Source organism: Bradyrhizobium sp. MOS002 (assembly GCF_003020115.1).
Classification (GTDB): Bacteria; Pseudomonadota; Alphaproteobacteria; order Rhizobiales; family Xanthobacteraceae; genus Bradyrhizobium.
This window is the reverse complement of the sequence record NZ_PYFX01000004.1, coordinates 23212-40817: the sequence shown is the minus strand read 5'-3', so window position 1 is coordinate 40817 and position 17606 is coordinate 23212. Positions and strand designations below refer to the sequence as shown.

Genomic DNA, 17606 nt, shown 5'->3' with positions numbered 1-17606 from the left:
GCGCAGATTGCATATCCGCCGGCTGGTGCACCCTGCGCAAATCTTCTTTGTTCACATGCGAGCCGCCGATCGAGTGCTCCATCGGAACCCGGCTATTTTTCCGCCGTAGCATGGATGGCCATGCGCATAACTTCGACGCCGCCCTCGGCAAGCTCCGGAAGCTTGGCAAACCATTCCTGGACATAGGGCATGGCGTTGTGAGCGTCGAAATCGGCCTGGCTGGCGAAAACCTCGTAGAAGATGAAGTGGCCTGCCTTTGCGCGGTCTTCCCCGAGAAAATAGACCAGATTCCTGGGATCGCTGCGAACCTTGACAATGAGCGGCAACGTGGCTGCGCGCAACGCATCTTCCTTACCCGGCTTGGCTCGCACCTGCGCCACCACCGAATAGGCGCCTTCGGGAATGTCCTGGTAGCGGACGCGCGGCGCTTCTTGCGCGACCACTGAAGACGCGGCCCCGATGATCGAGGCGGCGAACAGCAAGGCGCCAAGCGAATTACGGGCGAGAATTGACATCATGAGTACCTCGGATTGTCGGCTACGAAGGCTTCACTGGGCCAAGCGGGCAATCGGCTGGAGACCGGATGTCTGTCGCCCACGATCTGCGGATCAGCGTGTGATCGTCTGCTGCCGTTTCGCGAGGGCTTCGCTGAAACGCCTCTTCACCGGGCCCAGCGCCTTGACGAACTCAAGCTGCTCGCCTTCCGGGCCCTTGCAATAGATCAATTCCCAGCCGTTCGAGGGCTCCTCGGTGACCCGGTTCGTATTGGCGCTCTGCGGCGCGGCTTTCCTTTCCGCCTCGGTCGTGACACGGACCGTCCGGTTTGCCCTCACCTGCGCCATGCCGCGGCGAGCGGATTCGGCTTCGAGGTCGGTGATGAATTTGTTGAAGTCGACATCGTCGCGAACATAGAAGCAGATATGCATCATGCGCGGAAACGCGGGACTCATGTGCTCCACCGGTTCGGCAAAGCTCTTCGAAGTGCCCATCGGCTGATCGGACTCGCGATATTGCAGCAGCTCAAGTACCATGTTGTCGAACTGAATGAAGCGGACATCCAGCCGCTGGGCGCCGCTCCGCAGATCGGGGACGCCGATGGTTCTGGGATTGACCCCACGGACGTTCGCCTCAATCTCCTGGTCGGCCAGTAGCGTGTTCTGCACTCCGTCGCCTTTGAAATCGCCATGACGGAAAACCTCGGTACCGCCCAACACTTCGGTATAGAACTGATAGGCTCGCTCCATGTTCTGCACCGTAAGTCCGAAGTGCTGGACCCCCTGGAGTCGTGCGCCAAGCGGGGCCTGGTTGCGTTCGGCAGCCGACATCGCATCCGTGCCCTGGGCTGCGGCGACTGCGGCTGGGCGCGTGCTTGCGGCAACCCCGGTCACTACGGCAGCACCGACCGTTCGGAGCATGCTACGGCGCCCCATTGCGGTCGCGTTGTCCCGGTCGTCGGTCATGTCCGTCTCCTTGGTCGTTGTTTGATTCCACGAGCAGTTTCTGTCGGTCGAAGCGCAGCCGAGCCGGAAAGTCTGGCCCCCGATCGCGCCGTTCAATCGGCGGGAAGCGGCGCGGCGGGATTGACCAAACCTGCCGAACGGAGTTCGCGCCAGAAATCGGCAGGGATGGATTCGGCGAGAGCTGCGCGATCCTCAGCGATGCGGCTTGGGCGGCTCGCGCCTGGAATGACGGCCTGAACCACCGGATTCGCCAGCGCAAACTGCAAGCCCGCAGCCTTCATGCTGATGCCATAGCGGTCGGCGATCGCCTTGATCCGCGCCACCTTGTCGACGATCTCGGGAGCTGCCGGCGCATACTCGAAATTCGGTCCGCCGACCAGTGCCCCGGAACTGTAGGGACCGCCGACGACGATTGCGAGCTCGTGCTCTGCGACCATCGGCATCACCCTCTGAAGCGCCCGTGCGTGGTCAAGGAGCGTGTAACGGCCCGCGAGAAGAAAGCCGTCTGGACGCGGGCCTTCCAGCCCAAGCAGCAGTTCGATCGGTTCAACGCGGTTGACGCCGAGTCCCCATCCCTTGATCACACCCTCGTCGCGCAGCCGGTCAAGCGCCTTGAAGGCGCCTTTGCGCGCGTCTTCGAAGACCGACAGCCACTCGTCGCCGTAGAAATCCTGCGCAACGTCATGCACGAAAACGATATCGACGTGATCAGTGCCCAGTCGCTTCAGGCTGTCATCGATCGAGCGCAACGTGGCGTCCAACGAATAATCGTTCACGATCTTGTTCGGGCGGCCATATCGGAATACGCCGCCCTTCTCGCCAAGGTCGCGGGCACCCACATCCTCGATCTCGTCCTGAATCAGACGACCGACCTTGGTACTGATCACGTAATCCCCGCGCGGCTTGGCGCCGAGGGCAGCGCCCATGCGAATTTCTGCGAGACCTGCGCCGTAAAATGGGGCAGTGTCGAAGTATCGGATGCCATCGTCCCAGGCCGCGTTCACCGTCGCGAGCGCTTCCTGCTCCGGGATGTCGCGAAACATGTTGCCGAGTGGCGCCGCACCGAACCCCAGCCTGCTGGACAGAATATCCCTGAGGGCCATGTCGCATATCCTTCGTTGCGGCAGGTGAAGCCGCCGTCGCGGGGGTGATCGCGGGAACGTCGACTGCAGCAATCGCCGTTCGATGAGCCATCACTAGATCGCGCACCAATTGCGGTATTTCCGATTCCTGCGCGATGACGGACGCATCTTGCTCATTGGGCGCAAGATCAACTTTCAAAACCTGTCGGGCGCATCGCCAAGCCCTTGCCCTGCTTGCCTTTTACCTCTTTTAACCGCCCCGCCTCTGGACACCCGTGCGGCGGTTTGTGAAAAATCCGCGCACTGGCAGCAATCGAGAATGCGACTGTCTGCTGGATGAAATCATCGCTCGCTCGCGTACGGGGCCGGGACGGAGGTCATGATGGCGCTCGTCACGCATGGAGATCAAAAATATCAGAATAGCGAGAAGCTCGCGAAGACCAGCGAGTGGCCTGCGCTGAGCATCGAACATCGGAAATTCGAGGCGGGCCACCAAGCAACACCCGCCCCCGTTTGCACCGAGCTCATCATGCTGCTGTCAGGCGGCGGGATCGTCCACCGGGTCGGCAACGGCGAAGTCCAGAAGAGCCTGGCCCGGCCGGGCATGAGCTACCTCGTACCCGCGGGTACGCAGGAGAGCCATCTCGAGCTTTCGGACCGGATGGAATGTCTCCATCTCTACCTTCCTCCGGCGCTGCTGGACCAAAGCGCCCTCGCCGACTTCGATATCGATCCGGCGAAGGTCGAGATCGCCTATGCTCACGCTCTGGCCGACCAGGTTCTCTTCCACGTCTGCTCGCCGTTGCGCGACCTGCTGCATCGTCCGCGCCAGCCGACAGATGCGCTGTTTGTGGAAGGCATCCAGGTCGCGCTCGCTGCGCATCTTCTGGCGCATTACACGATCGACCGCTGGCGCCAGCCCGAAAAATCACCGTCGCTCGATCCGCGACGGCTTCAGCGCGTGCTCGACCATATCGAGGCCTCGCTCGGCCTTGACATCAGGCTTGAAGAGTTGGCGGCGCAGGCTTGCCTCAGTCCCTATCATTTTTCGAGGCTTTTTCGCGAGGCGACAGGACTCTCGCCGCACCGCTACGTGACCGATCGGCGCGTCCAGGCGGCGCGGCAGGAACTGGCACGCAACCATTCGTCCCTGGTCGACATCGCGCTGGAGTTCGGTTTCGGATCCCAAGCCAATTTCACGCGCGTGTTCCGCAAGGCCACCACCCTCACACCGGGGCAATACCGCGAGCTGTGCTGCGGCCATCTCGACATCAGGACCGATCGCATCGTTGCGGGAATCCGCAGAGATTGCGCATGAAAGCGCAGGATTCGGCAATACTGCTCGGCACGCATGAGACAGTGCTGTCGGGACGAATAAATGGATGTCCCGATCGCAAACGACCGCATGTTGACTGGTGTGAAGGAAGCACGCTTTCAGGACACACGATCCAACACGACCGCATCAACAATCCACCAGGGGACGCAGCGACATGATCGAACTCACGGTCAATGGGGTCAAACGCCAGGTTGACGTGGCGCCCGAAATGCCGCTGCTCTGGGTGTTGCGCGACGAACTCGGCATTACAAGCCCGAAGTACGGTTGCGGCGTCGCGCAATGCGGCGCCTGCACCGTGCATATCGATGGAAAAGCCGTTCGATCCTGTCAGTCGAGCATCAGCGAGATCGCGGGCAAGTTGGTCGTCACGATCGAGGGATTGGAGAACAGGGATCAGCATCCGGTTCTTCAGGCATGGATCGAGCATCAGGTGCCACAATGCGGCTACTGCCAGACCGGCCAGATCATGCAGGCCATCTCGTTGCTTGAACGCGCTTCCAAGCCGACAGACGAACTCATCGACCAAGTGATGTCCGGCAATCTGTGCCGGTGTGGTACCTATCCGCGCATCCGCGCTGCGATCCACGCGGCTGCAGCAAAGAAAATGGCGGAGAAGTGATATGGAGGACATCAAGAATATTTCCCGCCGCGCTTTCGTTTTCGGCTCCGCCGCGATAGCGGGCGGAATAGCTTTTGGTTCCTACGGCGATGCGGCCATGGCTGCGAACGGCAATCCCCTGGCCGCGGGGCTCGGGCCGAACTCAGTCACCTTCAATCCCTGGGTCGAGATCAGCCCGGACAAGATAACGCTCATTGCCCAACACGCTGATATTGGTCAGGGCGTCGGCTCGGCGCAGCCGATTCTGATTGCAGAAGAGATGGACCTCGATCCCGGTCAGTTCGAAGTTCGCTTCGCCGGGCCCAGTCCCGCTTACTTCAACACCGGCTTTGCCAATGAGAATGCGCCGTTCCTGGCGGCGGACCATAGCCCAGCGGCGGAGGCTGCGCGTGCCTACGCGCTCGAAGCTTTGCGGAAGTCAGGCCTGCAAATGACTGGCGGGTCTAGTACGATCCCGGACACGTATGAAAAGTTGCGCATCGCCGGCGCGGTCGCGCGCGAAACGCTCAAGGCTGCAGCGGCCAAACGTTCCGGTGTCGCGCTGGCCGACATCAGCACGCAATCCGGGCACGTCATCCTGCCCAACGGGACCAAGATTCCCTATGTCGAACTTGCGGCGGAGGCCGCCCGGATCGCGCCGGTGCTCGATGCGAAGCCGCGCGATCCGTCCAAATGGCGGATGGTCGGCAAGCCGATGATGCGCCTCGACGTCCGATCGAAGGCGATGGGCGAGCTGAAATTCGGTATCGACAGGAAAATGGACGGCATGATGTATGCCGCCGTCAAATTGAACCCCAACAAGGGCCAGCCGCTGAAATCTTACGACGCGGGCAAGGCGCAGTCGATGCCGGGGGTCAAGAAGATCCTCAAATTGAAGAACGGCGTCGCTGTGATCGCAACCAACAGCTGGTACGCCATGAAGGCGGTCGATGCGATCCAATGCGTGTGGGCGCCCTCGACCTACCCCGCCGAACAGGCCGGCCATTGGAAGGTCCTTAAAGGATCGTTCAAACCGCAATTCCTGGGCAAGGAATGGCGCAAAATTGGAGATGTAGAAGCCGGGCTGAAACAGGGCACGCTCGTCAAAGCAGAATATCGCGCGCCTTATGTCGGGCATCAGCCCCTGGAGCCGCTCAATGGGCTCGCCATCGTCTCCGATTCCGGCATGGAGATCTGGGTCGGCCATCAGAGCCCTCAGGCCGTACAAAGCATCGCGGCAGCTGCTGTCGGCCTCAAGCCGGAACAGGTGACGTTCCACAATCAATGGTCCGGTGGAAGCTTCGGTCACCGTCTGGAGTTCGAGAATGTCCGCGTCTTGGCCGAGATCGCCAACCAGATGCGGGGAACGCCGATCAAACTGGTCTTTTCGCGCGAGCAGGACTTTCTGCAGGACATCCCGAGGCAGATTGCGATCGCACGCCACCGAGGCAGTGTCGACAAGGGGAAGATTGTCGCGGCCGACCTGCAATTGGCATCGACGGCTCCGCTGAAGGGATTGCTCGAACGCATGGGAGCGCCGTCGAAGGACCCCGATCCGCAATTGGCCGCCGGCCTGTGGAATGTCTATTACGACCTGCCCCATTTCCGGGCCACGAGCTATGAAGCGCAAGGGCTGTCGCCAAGCACCACATGGCGATCGGTCGGAGCCTCGACCGCCGGCTTTTTCACCGAAAGCTTCATCGACGAACTGATCCATGCGGCGGGCCTTGATCCGCTGAAGGCGCGCATCGCGATGTGCTCCGTTCCCACTTACCGCAAGGTGCTCGAGACAGTTGCGGAGATGTCGAATTGGAACGGGCCACTTGGAAACGGCAGAGGCCGGGGCGTCGCGTTCGTGGAATCCTTCGGGACACCGACGGCCGAAGTCGTCGAAGTCACAATGACCGACCGAGGCGTCAGGATCGATAAGGTCTGGGTCGCCGTCGATGTCGGCAAGGTCGTCGATCCCGTGAATCTGGAAAGCCAGGTGCAGGGAGGTGTGGTCTGGGGACTTGGCCATGCCATGAACTGCCAGCTCACCTACGCCAAGGGCGCGGTCCAGCAAACCAACTACAACCACCACGAAGCGATGCGGATCTATCAATGTCCGGTCATTGAAATTCGCGCACTCGAGAACGACCCGAAAGTACGCGGCATCGGCGAACCTCCCGTCCCTCCGGCCGCGCCCGCGCTCGCCAATGCGATATTCGCGGCGACAGGGAAGCGCATCCGCGAAATGCCGTTCAACAAGTTCATTGATTTCGTGTGAGGCAGAGCCATGAAAATATCCCTGATTGCGCTCGTCATTGCCGCTTCATCCGTCGCGGCCCTCACAGGCATTGTCGCGGCGAAGGACGAGACTGCCAAAGATGTGCTGCGGCCGGGTAGCGTTAGCCGCACCGAGGGTTTGAAAGCGTGGACTCGCATTGAGGCGGTGGTGACACATCCGCGCTGTGCGAATTGCCACGTCGACGCCAAGGCGATTCCGATCTGGACGCCGGCAGGCGAAACCAAGCCGCACGTCCATGGCATGAACATCCACGGCGGAGAAAGCCGCAAGGGCGAGGAGGCGATCCCTTGCTCGACCTGTCACATGACCTCGACGCAAGCGAACGAGCCAGCTCCTGCTCCACCCCGCGCCGGCATCGACTGGCAACTCGCTCCCGTTGCCTTCATCTGGTTCGGAAAGAGCGGCGCCGAGATCTGCGCGCAACTGAAGGATCCCAAGCGCAACGGCGGCCGCGATGCAGCCGGACTGGTCGAACATCTGCGCCACGACGCTTCGCTGAACGGCTTCATTCCGCGCGGCTGGGCGCCCGGCGCGGGCCGGACGACGCCACCAGGCAGCTTCGAGGATCACGTCAAGGACGTCGCCTTATGGGGGGCGGCCGGGCAACCTTGTCCGAATTGACCAGATTCGTTTTGCCGAATGCCAAGGCTGGATACGAACATATGACTAGCATGATCTGTGGATTTGAGATGGCCATCGCCCGCGGGCACGGGCCGCATAGCTGAGCAGCAACGAGTTGAGCCCAATCAGATCAGGCTCGACCGGCCTCGGCTGAGAACGTCGCCTGCGCCTTTGTCACCGACGATCCTGCCGTGTTCGTACACCACCCGCCCACGGGCGATCGTCGTTACCGGCCATCCCGTGACGTCGAACCCTTCCCATGGCGTGTAGTCGGAGCCGTGATGCAGGTCGGCCTGCCGAATAGGTTTCTTCAATTTGGGGTCCCACAGCACGATATCCGCGTCGAAGCCCACGCCGATCGAGCCCTTGCGCGGATAGAGGCCGTAGATGCGTGCATGGTTAGTCGCGGTCAGCTCGACGAATTTTTGCAAGCTGATTCGTCCCTTCGATACGCCTTCGGAGAACAGGATCGGCAGCCGGGTCTCGACACCCGGAATGCCGTTCGGCACCCAGCGGAACGAGGTGCGGCCGTTCGGCGTCAGCTTGCCCTTGGGGTCGTCGTAGCGAAACGGGCAGTGATCGGACGAGAAGGTCTGGAACACACCCGTGGTGATGCCTTCCCAGATCGCCTGCTGGCTTTCCGTGTCACGCGGCGGCGGCGAACAGACGTATTTCGCGCCTGACATGTCCATGTTCAGGCCCTTCATGTCGTCGGCCGTTAGCGTGATGTATTGCGGGCAAGTCTCGGCATGCACGGGCAACCCGCGCTGCTGGGCCCAGCGCACCTGCTCCATCGCCTCACGGCCGGAGACGTGGACGATCATGATGGGGACACCGACGATTTCGGCATGGCTGATAGCGCGATGCGCCGCCTCGCGCTCGACGGCCTGCGGCCGGGACACGCCATGGAAATACGGGGCGATATGTCCCTCTCGTTCGAGTTTTGAGGTAAGAAACCGGATGGCGTCGTAACCCTCGCAATGGACCATCACCAGCGCTTCCTCGCGGCGCGCGACCTCGAACACCTCGAGCAGTTGCCTGTCGCTCAGCACGAGGTCGTCATAGGTCATAAACACCTTGAACGAGGTATAGCCGTCCTTGACCAGCGCCGGCAGCTCCTGCCCCAGCACGACCGCAGTGGGATCGGAAATGATCAGGTGGAAGGCGGTGTCGATGTAGCATTCGCCCTCGGCGAGCTTGCGGTAGTTCTCGACACAGGCCCGCAGCGACGTGCCTTTCTCCTGAAGCGCGAACGGGAGGATCATGGTGTTGCCGCCGGCAGCCGCCGAACTGGTCGCCGAGGCGAAGTCATCGGCCATCACCACGTCGGGGCCGGACGGTTGCGAGATGTGGACATGGCTGTCGATCCCGCCCGGCAGCGCCAGCAGACCCGTTGCGTCGATCTCGCGCGCTGCGCCCTCGAGATGATCGGCAATGCTGACGATGCGGCCGTCGCGAATGCCGATATCGGCGCGAAACTCGTCGCTGGCCGTCACGATGGTGCCGCCGCGAATGGCGAGATCGAGCTGCGTCACAGGAGTCTCCATCACTTGATGACCGTCGATGTCTGGAAGATCCGGCCCCAATCGGCAAGAGCCCCGATGTCGCCGCCGGCGAGCCCCAGCGTCCGCCACAGCGTGACCGAGACCGAATCGAGCACCGCGACATTCAATTCCCGTTCGAGCGAGGCCGCCAGCGCGGCGCCGTCGAGATTGGTGCAGAGGATGACGACAGCATCGGCTCCGTCAGCCGCCACCGCGCGGATCATGTCGGCGATCGTCGCGGGCGCAACCTCGCCGAAGGAGAAATTGTCACGCAGTCCGAGGTGCCGCTCCGTGTGCGGGGCGATCCCCTCCTCAGCCCAGACATCACCGATGCGCCGCTGCACGTCGTCGGTATAGGGCGAGACGAGACCGACGCGGTTGGCGCCGAGCGCACGGGCGGCATCGATGCAGGCGAGCGTCGACGTCGTCGCGGGCACGCTCGTACGTACCGTGATCGCCTCGCAAAGGCTCCTGTCGCGGCCGACGCCGAGCCAGCTTGCGGACGTGCCGTTCCAGGCGATGGCATCGACCTTCGCGTCGGCCAGAAGGTCCGCCGCCGGCAGCATCACCGAGGCGTCGAACTGGTTCAGCGCGGCGGCGTCGAGTGCAATCTCGGTGACTCGGAAGCGTGAGAAGTGCGCGGTGACATCAGCAACGCCATGCAGCATGGCGCTGGTGACGGGCTCGAGCACCGAATTGGAGGATGGCGTGATCATGCCGAGGCGTTTGCGCATGGTCCTACTCTACGACGCCTGCGCAAGGCGCGTCGACTCCTCCCGGATCAGGGCCAGGATGTGGCGCTTGGCATCGTTGAATTCCGGGCTGGTGATGTCCCGCGGGCGTGGCAGGTCGAAATTGACGGCTTCGCGGATCCGGCCTGGCCGCTTTGTCATCACCACGATCTTGTTGCCGAGCACCAGCGCCTCGTCGACACTGTGGGTGACGAACACGATGGTGCAGCGTCGCTTCTGCCAGATCGCGACCAGCTCCTCCTGCATTTCGAGCTTGGTCTGGGCGTCCAACGCGGCGAACGGCTCGTCCATCAGGATGACGCTGGGATTCATCAGCAGCGCGCGGGCAATCCCGACCCGCTGGTTCATGCCGCCGGACATCTCCGAGGGATGATGATGCTCGAAGCCGCGCAGGCCGACGAGATCGATGAACTCCATGGCGCGATCGTAGCGCTCGGCCTTGCCGACTCCCTTGAGCTTGAGATGAAAGGCGATGTTGTCGATCGCCGTCAGCCACGGCATCAGGGTTGGCTGCTGGAACACCACGCCGCGGTCGGAGCCCGGCCGCTCCACCTGCTTGCCGCCGACTAGCGTACGCCCGGAGGTCGCCTGCTCGAAGCCGGCGATGATGTTGAGGAGGGTCGACTTGCCGCAGCCAGACGGGCCGAGTAGGCAGACGAAATCATTGGCCTCGATGTCGAGATTGATGTTGTCGAGGGTCAAGAGGTCGCGACCGCGCCGCTTGTCGGAAAACACCTTGACGATGTTGCGAAGTTCGATCGCTGCCATCACCCGGCCCTGCCCTGCACTGTGGTTGACTGCTGCCAGCGCAGCGTGTGCGCCATGATCGCCTTGAGACCGAGATCGGAGAGATAGCCGAGCAGCCCGATCGAGATCATCGCCGCGAGCACGATGTCGTAGCGCAGGAAGTAATAAGAATCCCACAGTACGTAACCGAGGCCGCTCTTCACCGCGACCATCTCGGCCGTGACCGTCAGCATCCAGGCCGATCCGACCGCAATGCGCAGGCCCGCAAAAATCGACGGCAATGCCGCGGGCAGCACGATATCGGTCAGCATCTGCCGCTGGCTCGCGCCCATCATCGCGCCGGCACGCACGAGATTGTGGTCCACCGTCTTCACGCCGTGAATGCTGTTCATCAGCACGGGAAAGAACGCGCCGAGGAAGACGAGAAAGATCGCCGGCTTGTCGGCAATGCCGAACCAGATGATCGCGAGCGGAATCCAGGACACCGGCGGAATCGGACGCAGCATCTGGAGCGTCGGCTCCAGCGTTTTCTCGAACAGGCGCGACCAGCCGATGGCGACGCCAGCAAGGATGCCGAGCAGGCTCGCCAGCGCAAAGCCGCCGAATACGCGAAGCGCGCTGGCGAGCGCGTCGCGCAGCCAATGCCCGGAATAGGTCTGCGTGGTCTCGTCGAAGCCGAACACCCAGTCGCCGAGCGCATGCAGCACCGCGCTCGGCGCCGGCAGCAGCGCCGGCGGCAGAACACCGCTGCGGGCAAACACTTCCCAGCCTGCGATCAGCAACGCGGGGACGACGACGCGTTCGAGCCCCTGCAATGCCCGCGTCAGCCGGAACGCCGGCTTGGCTGGAGCAGCATCAATAACCGAGGTCATTCTTCGATTTTCCCGTGGCCTGCTCGAGGAACGAATAGTCCATGTTCTTCTCCGCCTCGGCGGAGACGTCCTTCTGGATGTATTTGAGGTCGCGCATCATCGCAGCGATCGCGAGCGTCTGCGAGCGGTGGATGGCGGGATCCGGCGAGGCATTTTTCAGCGCCTCGGTCGCCACATTCTTGTCGAGGCCGGTGAGCTTGTTGATGACCTCGATCCATGGCGCCTTGTCGGCGATCAGCTTGTTGTCGAGCTCGACCACGGCCGTGACGACGCCCTGCACCCCGGCGCGCTGGCTCGCGATCACATCGGAACGGGTCACGATCAGGTTCGTGAGATTTCCGGCGGCCTGGTCGTAGGGCAGCACGAAGTGCTTGCCGGCGCCGGCAAGCCGGATCTGCGAGGCGAACGGCTCGACCGAGCAGATCATGTCGACCTCGCCGCGCTGGAGCGCCGCGAGATGGTCGGATGGATTGGGAATGTTGATGAACTGGATGTCCTTGTTCGGATCGACGCCCTGCTTGAGGAAAGCGCCGCGCATATGGATGTCCTGCGCGTTGCCGCGGGAGGCAGCGACCTTGAGCGGCTGTCCGTCGCTCTTCCCCTTGGCGACCATCGCCTTGAACGCAGTCCAGTCATCAGGCGGAAGGTTCAGCTTCGTGGACGAGAGGCATTCCGAGCCGCCGTTGATCTGGCCGGACACGGCGACGACGTCAAAGCCCTTGTCGAGCGCAGTGATGTAGTGGAGGTAGGTGACCTGCGCGACGTCGATGCTCTTCGATATCAGCGCGGTGAGCACGTCATTGCCGGAGTTGAAGCCGGTGGCCTCGACCTCGGCGCCCTTCGCCATGCCTGAAATCAGCGACATCGGCAGGCAGTGCGCGCATTTGGCGTAACCGAGCTTGATCTTTGCGGCCTGCGCAATGGCCAGATCGCCTCCGCCGAACATCGCCGCCATCACCACGAGGCCCAGTCGCAAACTCGTTCGCATCGCCAACTCCGTTTCGGAAAGCGCGCGAGATCTCGCGCGTCGTCCGGGGATCATCCGCCGGCCTTCGCCGCAGTGCAATCCGATTTCTGCATGCTGCATACAATTTGCGCGCTATGCCATTGTTTTCAGCTACATGCGTCGGTATTTTGGGCAAGCCAATGGGCTGGAAACAGCTAAGATCAACGTGAGAAGTGAGGCATGCGTGCAGCCAAAATCGGAAACGCCTAAGGGACGAAAGTCGCCCAAACTCAAGCGGATGGGCCTGCACGTGCGCGCGGCTGCGCGGATGCGGACGATGATCATTCGCGGCGAGCTGCCGCCGGGATCGCAGACCCAGGAGACCAGGCTGTCTAAGGAGCTCGGCGTGTCGCGCACGCCGCTGCGCGAGGCGATGAAAGTGCTCGCGGCGGAAGGGTTGATCGAGCTCCGTCCCAACCGCAGCCCGCGCATCGCGGGCCTCGAGGTCGACGGCATCTCCGAATTGTTCGAGGCCTTGGCCGGCATCGAGCGGCTGGCCGCCGAGCTTGCGGCTGAGCGCGCGACCGAGCGCGACTTGGCCCGCCTGCGCACGCTTCAGACCCGCATGGAAGGTCATCATCGCAATGGCAAGCTCGACGAGTATTTTGCCATCAACGGCGAGATCCATAACACCATCGTCCGTATGGCCCGCAACACGCCGCTGCGGGAGGCGCACGAGACGCTGATCTCCCGCGCCGAACGTGCGCGCTACCTCGCGCTCGGCGCCGACCGCCGCTGGAGCAATTCGGTCGAGGAGCATGCCGATATTCTGGCCACGCTCGAGGCGCGCGACAGCGAGGCCGCTGGCCGCCTGCTCGGTGCGCATGTCGCGCGCACCGGCACGGCGTTGCTCGAAGTTCTCGCGACATCCCAGCCCAAGCAGACGGCCGCCTGACCATGAAGCTACTGCTGCTCAACCCCAACACCAGCACCACGGTCACCGACCTGATGAAGGGTGTTGGGCAGCGCGTAGCCTCCCCCGGCACCGAGATCATTCCCTGCACCGCGACCCGCGGAGTGCCCTATATATCGACGCGCACCGAAGCGCAGATCGGCGGCGCTATCGCGCTGGAGATGCTGGCCGAGCAGCACAAGACCGTAGATGCCGCCATCATCGCCGCCTTCGGCGACCCCGGCCTGTTCGCCGCGCGCGAAACCTTTGACATTCCCGTCGTCGGCATGGCGGAGGCGGCGATGCTGACGGCCTGCATGGCCGGACGCCGCTTTGCCATCGTCACCTTTGCGCAAGCGCTCGGGCCTTGGTACGAGGAGTGCGTCCGCGACCATGGCTTGCGGGAGCGCTGCGCCGGCATCCGCATGCTCGACACGCCGTTCCAGGCGATCTCCGAGGTCGGCACCGAGAAAGAGGATGTGCTCGTCGAACTCGCCCAGCGCGCGATCGTCGAGGACGAGGCCGACGTCCTGATCTTTGCGGGCGCGCCGCTTTCGGGCCTCGCCGAACGTGTCGCCGACCGGATCCCCGTCCCCGTCGTCGATCAAGTCGTTGCCGCCGTGAAGCAGGCCGAGGCGCTTGTCGCGCTGCGTCTGCGCAAGGCGACCGCGGGCACGTACCGCCGCCCCGCCGCCAAACCCACCCTTGGCCTTGTCGATGCGCTCGCCGCCCGGCTCGAGCATCGCGACAGCTAGAGGAGCTTCGGCCAGCGATGCGAAAACCCCCGTTCGTTCTCGATGGCACGGCCGAAGGCAAACAGGCGGGATTCGCACCCAGGCGGTGCAACGATCTGGATGCCGAACGGCAGCTCGTTCTCCGCTCGGGGCGCCGGCAGGGTCAGGACCGGGAAACCGACCAGCGACACGATGAAGGTGACGGCGAGATAGTCGATCGGCGTCTCCAGCGCCGCGCCATCGATCGCGGTGACGTCGCTGATCTCATTCGGCCAGGGCAAAACGGACGCCGCCGGCGCGACCAGGAAATCGGCGCGGCTGAACAGCTCGCGAAAGCTGCGGTAGATCGCGGTGCGGCGCCGTTCGGCGTTGAGATAGTCTTCCGCGGACAGCTTTGCGCCCGCCTCGATGTTCCAGATCACGGTGGGCGTGAGCTCGGCGCGGCGCGTCCTCAGCAGCTCGCCATAGCTGTTGGCGATGTGCGCCGCGCGCAGCGTCCGAAATGTCTCGATCGCACCGCCGCAATCGGGTGCGGACGGCACGACATCGGCCGCGGCCGCGAGCGCCTCGCAGGCCGCCGCAAAACGCGCACGAACATCATGCGCGACCGGCGCGACGCCGAAATCGGGCGTCACTGCAATTTTGGGACGTCTTGCGACCGGCCGATCGTCATTGACAACGCCAATCGAGGTTGGGTCGCGCGCATCTCCTCCGGCACAGACCGACAGCGCCAATTCGAGATCGTCGACGCCGCGGGCCAGAAAACCGTGGCTGGCCAGCATGTCCCAGCCGAGCGGACGGCGCGGCGACGGGATGCGGCCGGGCGTCGGCCGGATCGAGGCGACGTCGCAGAAGCTTGCGGGAGTCCGCACGGAGCCGCCGAAATCGGTGCCATGTGCCAGCGGCACCATGCCGACCGCGACCGCGACGGCGGAGCCGCCGGACGATCCACCGGAGGTCAGCGCGGGATCGAAAGGATTGCGCGTCGGTCCGCACAACCGATTGGTGCAGACCGCACCGAAGCCGAATTCCGGCGTGTTGGTCTTTCCCAGGATGATCGCGCCGGCACGCCGCAGCCGCGCGACCACGAGATCGTCCTCAGCCGGGACGTGATCACGAAACAGAACCGACCCATAGGTGGTCGCGAGCCCCGCCGTGTCCGTGAGGTCCTTGATCCCCACGGGCACGCCGTGCAGCGGGCCGATCGGCGCGGGCGCGGAATCGCAGATTTGCGCGGCACGGCGGGCGCCCTCCGCATCGACTGTCAGGAATGCCGCCAATTGCACGTCTCGGTGCGCAATCCGTTCGAGATGCGCCTCGACAACCTCGCGCGACGACAGCTCGCCCTTCGCAATGGCGCGCGCAAGGGTTGTAGCAGTGAGGTCGCAAATCGATCGATCCGATGTCATTGCGCCACAATGCCAAACCTCGCAGCGAAAAGCGACCAGCGCGGGCATGAGACTTGCTTTCTTCCTCGGGAGAACGGGAGGCAACATCATGGCTGAAGCGCAAGGCGGCCGATCGCTCGTCGTCGACGCCGTCACCCACCGCTATCCGAGCGGCGCGCTCGCAGTCGAGAACATCAATCTCGACATCAAAGGCGGCGAGATCATCGCCCTGCTCGGCCCCTCCGGCTGCGGCAAGACCACCCTGCTACGCATCATCGCCGGCTTCATCGCGCAGACGCAGGGACGGATCATCATCGGCGACGACATCGTCGATACGCTGCCGCCGAACCGCCGCGCGGTCGGCATCGTGTTCCAGAACTACGCACTATTCCCCCATCTCAGCATCAGCGAGAACGTCGCTTACGGGCTTGCCGCGCGCGGCATCGACAAGGCGACCCGCCAGCGCGAAGCGCAGCGACTGCTGGATCTGGTGCAGCTGCCGACCATGTCGGAACGGTTGCCACGGCAGCTCTCCGGCGGCCAGCAGCAGCGTGTCGCGCTGGCCCGCGCACTGGCGATCAAGCCCTCGATCCTGCTGCTCGACGAGCCCTTTGCCGCGCTCGACAAGAATTTGCGGCTCGACATGCAGATCGAGGTCAAGCGGCTCCAGCGCGTCTCCGGCATCACCACGCTGATCGTGACCCACGACCAGGAAGAAGCGCTGTCGATGGCCGACCGCGTCGCGGTGCTGAGCCAGGGCAAGCTCGAGCAGTTCGGATCGCCATCGGACGTCTATGACCGGCCGCAGACGCTGTTCGTGAACACCTTCGTCGGCGCCAGCAATCGCATGCCCGGCGTGGTCGTCTCGGCGGACCGTACGGCTGCAAAAGTCCGCCTCGACGCCGGCGCGGAAATCATTGCGCGTCCCGCCAGCGGCGCCCTCACCGAAGGCGGCCGCGTCACCGTGTGCATCCGCCCCGAGCATCTGCAATTCGTCGGTGACGAGACCGGCTTTGCCGGCGTGGTCGGCATGTCGCTGCCATTAGGGGCCACCGTGGTCCACGAGGTCACCACCGCTGACGGCTCCGGCGTCAAGATCTCCCAGGCGCGCATCGGCGAGACGCGCACGCTGGAGAGCGGCGCCGCGGTGCGCCTTGCCCCGCTCGCCCCATCGCTCGCCAACGCTTTTCCTACAACGCTTTAGATCCAGTCTTTGTCCAGAGGGAGTTCGACATGATTATGAACCGCCGAAGCCTGATGACGACCGCACTCACACTCGGCGCCATGAAGGCGTTTCCCGGATTGAGCTTTGCTCAAGCCCGCCCGCTGGTCTTTGCGACCTTCACCGGAAGCTGGGAGGAGGCGCACAAGGCCGTGCTGGTGCCAGCGTTCCGGAAGGCGAACGCCGATGCGGCGATCGTGCTCGACCCCATGCTCTCGGTCGACCAGATAGCCAAGGTCAATGCCGCCAAGGCCAATCCGCCGATCGACGTCATGCTGCACGATCCCGGCCCTGCCCTTGTCGCCATCGGTCAGGACCTGGTCGAGCCCTATCCGGTCGAGAAGAGCGCCTATTACAAGGACCTGATCTCCGAGGCGCAGGAGCCGATGGGCCCCGCGCCGTTCTTCCAGGTCGTCGGCCTCACCTACAATCCGGAAGCCGTCAAGACGCCACCGACCTCCTGGGCCGATCTCTGGAAACCGGAATTCAAGGGCCGCGTCGGAATTACCAATCTCAACTCGACGCTCGGCACCGGATGGCTGGTCGAGATCGCCAAGATGCGCGGCGGCTCTGAAGCCAATGTCGATCCTGGCTTCAAGGCGCTGGAAGAGCTCAAGCCCAATCTCGCGGCGGTCGCCGCCAATCCGGGCGCGCTCGCGACCTTGTTCCAACAGGGCCAGATCGACATCTCGCCGGGCAATTTCAACGCCATCCAGATCCTGAAAGCGCGTGGCGTGCCCGTCGAGTTCGTGGCGCCGAAGGAAGGCGCCATCGCCTTCAAGACCACGATCCACATCGTCAAGAACTCGCCCAACCGCGAGCTTGCGTTCAAGCTGATTGAAGCGGCATTGACGCCGGAAGTGCAGACCACCCTGATGAACCCGCCCTATCTGATCGTGCCGACCAATTCCAAAGTGACGATGGGCGGCGAGATCGCGCGCGTGCTTGCCAAGGACACAGCCGAGCTGAAGCAAAAGTTCGTGTTCCAGGACTGGAAGAAGATCAACGAGCAGCGCTCGGCCTGGATCGAGCGCTTCAACCGCGAGATAAAGATCTAAGAGC

General features: G+C 63.4%; 17 protein-coding genes. 8 read left to right on the top strand and 9 right to left on the bottom strand.

Annotated elements, in window-relative coordinates; all coding sequences use genetic code 11:
• Positions 1-92: 92 nt before the first annotated feature.
• The 3 genes from C7G41_RS13095 to C7G41_RS13085 all read right to left on the bottom strand — a co-directional run bounded on the left by C7G41_RS13095 (position 93) and on the right by C7G41_RS13085 (position 2563).
• Positions 93-518, bottom strand: coding sequence for a putative quinol monooxygenase (locus C7G41_RS13095; protein WP_199198348.1), 426 nt, complete (start codon positions 516-518; stop codon positions 93-95).
• A gap of 90 nt (positions 519-608) precedes the next feature.
• Positions 609-1460 (bottom strand): VOC family protein, encoded by an 852-nt coding sequence (locus C7G41_RS13090; RefSeq protein WP_106943627.1) that lies wholly within the window; start codon positions 1458-1460, stop codon positions 609-611.
• A 92-nt stretch (positions 1461-1552) separates the two neighbouring features.
• On the bottom strand, positions 1553-2563 hold the full coding sequence (locus C7G41_RS13085; RefSeq protein ID WP_106942995.1) for an aldo/keto reductase: 1011 nt from the start codon (positions 2561-2563) through the stop codon (positions 1553-1555).
• A gap of 361 nt (positions 2564-2924) precedes the next feature.
• On the opposite strand from C7G41_RS13085, the gene C7G41_RS13080 reads away from it, so the two are divergent.
• The 4 genes from C7G41_RS13080 to C7G41_RS13065 all read left to right on the top strand — a co-directional run bounded on the left by C7G41_RS13080 (position 2925) and on the right by C7G41_RS13065 (position 7387).
• Complete coding sequence (locus tag C7G41_RS13080; RefSeq protein ID WP_106943626.1) at positions 2925-3860, top strand: helix-turn-helix domain-containing protein; 936 nt, start codon at positions 2925-2927, stop codon at positions 3858-3860.
• 172 nt (positions 3861-4032) lie between these two features.
• Positions 4033-4497 carry a (2Fe-2S)-binding protein gene (locus C7G41_RS13075; protein WP_106942994.1) on the top strand — a complete coding sequence of 155 codons (465 nt, stop codon included), beginning with the start codon at positions 4033-4035 and terminating at the stop codon, positions 4495-4497.
• Between the two features lies 1 nt (position 4498).
• On the top strand, positions 4499-6745 hold the full coding sequence (locus tag C7G41_RS13070; RefSeq protein ID WP_106942993.1) for a xanthine dehydrogenase family protein molybdopterin-binding subunit: 2247 nt from the start codon (positions 4499-4501) through the stop codon (positions 6743-6745).
• Between the two features lie 9 nt (positions 6746-6754).
• On the top strand, positions 6755-7387 hold the full coding sequence (locus tag C7G41_RS13065; protein WP_106942992.1) for a hypothetical protein: 633 nt from the start codon (positions 6755-6757) through the stop codon (positions 7385-7387).
• A gap of 125 nt (positions 7388-7512) precedes the next feature.
• Here the strand turns inward: C7G41_RS13065 and hydA are convergent, their stop codons facing one another.
• From hydA to C7G41_RS13040, 5 genes are read right to left on the bottom strand one after another with little or no spacing between them, the layout of a single operon-like run.
• Entirely contained in the window at positions 7513-8934 is a 1422-nt protein-coding gene (hydA, locus tag C7G41_RS13060) for a dihydropyrimidinase (protein WP_199198429.1), read from the bottom strand.
• A complete protein-coding gene (locus C7G41_RS13055; RefSeq protein ID WP_106942990.1) occupies positions 8934-9665 on the bottom strand; it encodes an aspartate/glutamate racemase family protein in 732 nt (243 codons plus the stop codon). Before C7G41_RS13055 ends, hydA begins: the two co-directional genes overlap by 1 nt.
• A 9-nt stretch (positions 9666-9674) precedes the next feature.
• Positions 9675-10451, bottom strand: a complete 777-nt coding sequence (locus C7G41_RS13050; RefSeq protein ID WP_106942989.1) for an ABC transporter ATP-binding protein — start codon at positions 10449-10451, stop codon at positions 9675-9677.
• Positions 10451-11302 carry an ABC transporter permease gene (locus C7G41_RS13045; protein ID WP_106942988.1) on the bottom strand — a complete coding sequence of 284 codons (852 nt, stop codon included), beginning with the start codon at positions 11300-11302 and terminating at the stop codon, positions 10451-10453. Before C7G41_RS13045 ends, C7G41_RS13050 begins: the two co-directional genes overlap by 1 nt.
• Positions 11286-12290, bottom strand: coding sequence for an ABC transporter substrate-binding protein (locus tag C7G41_RS13040; RefSeq protein WP_106942987.1), 1005 nt, complete (start codon positions 12288-12290; stop codon positions 11286-11288). The genes C7G41_RS13045 and C7G41_RS13040 overlap by 17 nt, the downstream gene beginning before the upstream one ends.
• A 202-nt stretch (positions 12291-12492) precedes the next feature.
• Here C7G41_RS13040 and C7G41_RS13035 point away from each other — a divergent pair, with 202 nt between their 5' ends.
• A complete protein-coding gene (locus C7G41_RS13035; RefSeq protein WP_199198347.1) occupies positions 12493-13203 on the top strand; it encodes a GntR family transcriptional regulator in 711 nt (236 codons plus the stop codon).
• A 2-nt stretch (positions 13204-13205) separates the two neighbouring features.
• Positions 13206-13955 (top strand): aspartate/glutamate racemase family protein, encoded by a 750-nt coding sequence (locus tag C7G41_RS13030; protein WP_199198346.1) that lies wholly within the window; start codon positions 13206-13208, stop codon positions 13953-13955.
• On the opposite strand, the gene C7G41_RS13025 is transcribed toward C7G41_RS13030, so the two are convergent.
• A complete protein-coding gene (locus C7G41_RS13025; protein ID WP_106942984.1) occupies positions 13952-15343 on the bottom strand; it encodes an amidase in 1392 nt (463 codons plus the stop codon). The two genes, C7G41_RS13030 and C7G41_RS13025, sit on opposite strands and share 4 nt — an antisense overlap.
• Before the next feature lie 88 nt (positions 15344-15431).
• Here C7G41_RS13025 and C7G41_RS13020 point away from each other — a divergent pair, with 88 nt between their 5' ends.
• Together C7G41_RS13020 and C7G41_RS13015 are read left to right on the top strand one after the other, a co-directional pair.
• Entirely contained in the window at positions 15432-16526 is a 1095-nt protein-coding gene (locus tag C7G41_RS13020; protein ID WP_106942983.1) for an ABC transporter ATP-binding protein, read from the top strand.
• A 29-nt stretch (positions 16527-16555) separates the two neighbouring features.
• Positions 16556-17602: an ABC transporter substrate-binding protein gene (locus tag C7G41_RS13015; RefSeq protein ID WP_106942982.1), complete on the top strand. Its 1047-nt coding sequence runs from the start codon at positions 16556-16558 to the stop codon at positions 17600-17602.
• The last annotated feature ends 4 nt before the right edge of the window (positions 17603-17606 follow it).

Excerpts from the sequence above, each read along its gene's own strand:
- C7G41_RS13015 (WP_106942982.1), top strand. The coding sequence starts at position 16,556 with ATGATTATGAACCGCCGAAGCCTGATGACGACCGCACTCACACTCGGC.
- C7G41_RS13080 (WP_106943626.1), top strand. The coding sequence starts at position 2,925 with ATGGCGCTCGTCACGCATGGAGATCAAAAATATCAGAATAGCGAGAAG.
- hydA (WP_199198429.1), bottom strand. The coding sequence starts at position 8,934 with ATGGAGACTCCTGTGACGCAGCTCGATCTCGCCATTCGCGGCGGCACC.
- C7G41_RS13070 (WP_106942993.1), top strand. The coding sequence starts at position 4,499 with ATGGAGGACATCAAGAATATTTCCCGCCGCGCTTTCGTTTTCGGCTCC.
- C7G41_RS13020 (WP_106942983.1), top strand. The coding sequence starts at position 15,432 with ATGGCTGAAGCGCAAGGCGGCCGATCGCTCGTCGTCGACGCCGTCACC.
- C7G41_RS13085 (WP_106942995.1), bottom strand. The coding sequence starts at position 2,563 with ATGGCCCTCAGGGATATTCTGTCCAGCAGGCTGGGGTTCGGTGCGGCG.
- C7G41_RS13055 (WP_106942990.1), bottom strand. The coding sequence starts at position 9,665 with ATGCGCAAACGCCTCGGCATGATCACGCCATCCTCCAATTCGGTGCTC.
- C7G41_RS13030 (WP_199198346.1), top strand. The coding sequence starts at position 13,206 with ATGAAGCTACTGCTGCTCAACCCCAACACCAGCACCACGGTCACCGAC.
- C7G41_RS13075 (WP_106942994.1), top strand. The coding sequence starts at position 4,033 with ATGATCGAACTCACGGTCAATGGGGTCAAACGCCAGGTTGACGTGGCG.
- C7G41_RS13065 (WP_106942992.1), top strand. The coding sequence starts at position 6,755 with ATGAAAATATCCCTGATTGCGCTCGTCATTGCCGCTTCATCCGTCGCG.
- C7G41_RS13050 (WP_106942989.1), bottom strand. The coding sequence starts at position 10,451 with ATGGCAGCGATCGAACTTCGCAACATCGTCAAGGTGTTTTCCGACAAG.
- C7G41_RS13025 (WP_106942984.1), bottom strand. The coding sequence starts at position 15,343 with ATGACATCGGATCGATCGATTTGCGACCTCACTGCTACAACCCTTGCG.
- C7G41_RS13040 (WP_106942987.1), bottom strand. The coding sequence starts at position 12,290 with ATGCGAACGAGTTTGCGACTGGGCCTCGTGGTGATGGCGGCGATGTTC.
- C7G41_RS13090 (WP_106943627.1), bottom strand. The coding sequence starts at position 1,460 with ATGACCGACGACCGGGACAACGCGACCGCAATGGGGCGCCGTAGCATG.
- C7G41_RS13045 (WP_106942988.1), bottom strand. The coding sequence starts at position 11,302 with ATGACCTCGGTTATTGATGCTGCTCCAGCCAAGCCGGCGTTCCGGCTG.
- C7G41_RS13095 (WP_199198348.1), bottom strand. The coding sequence starts at position 518 with ATGATGTCAATTCTCGCCCGTAATTCGCTTGGCGCCTTGCTGTTCGCC.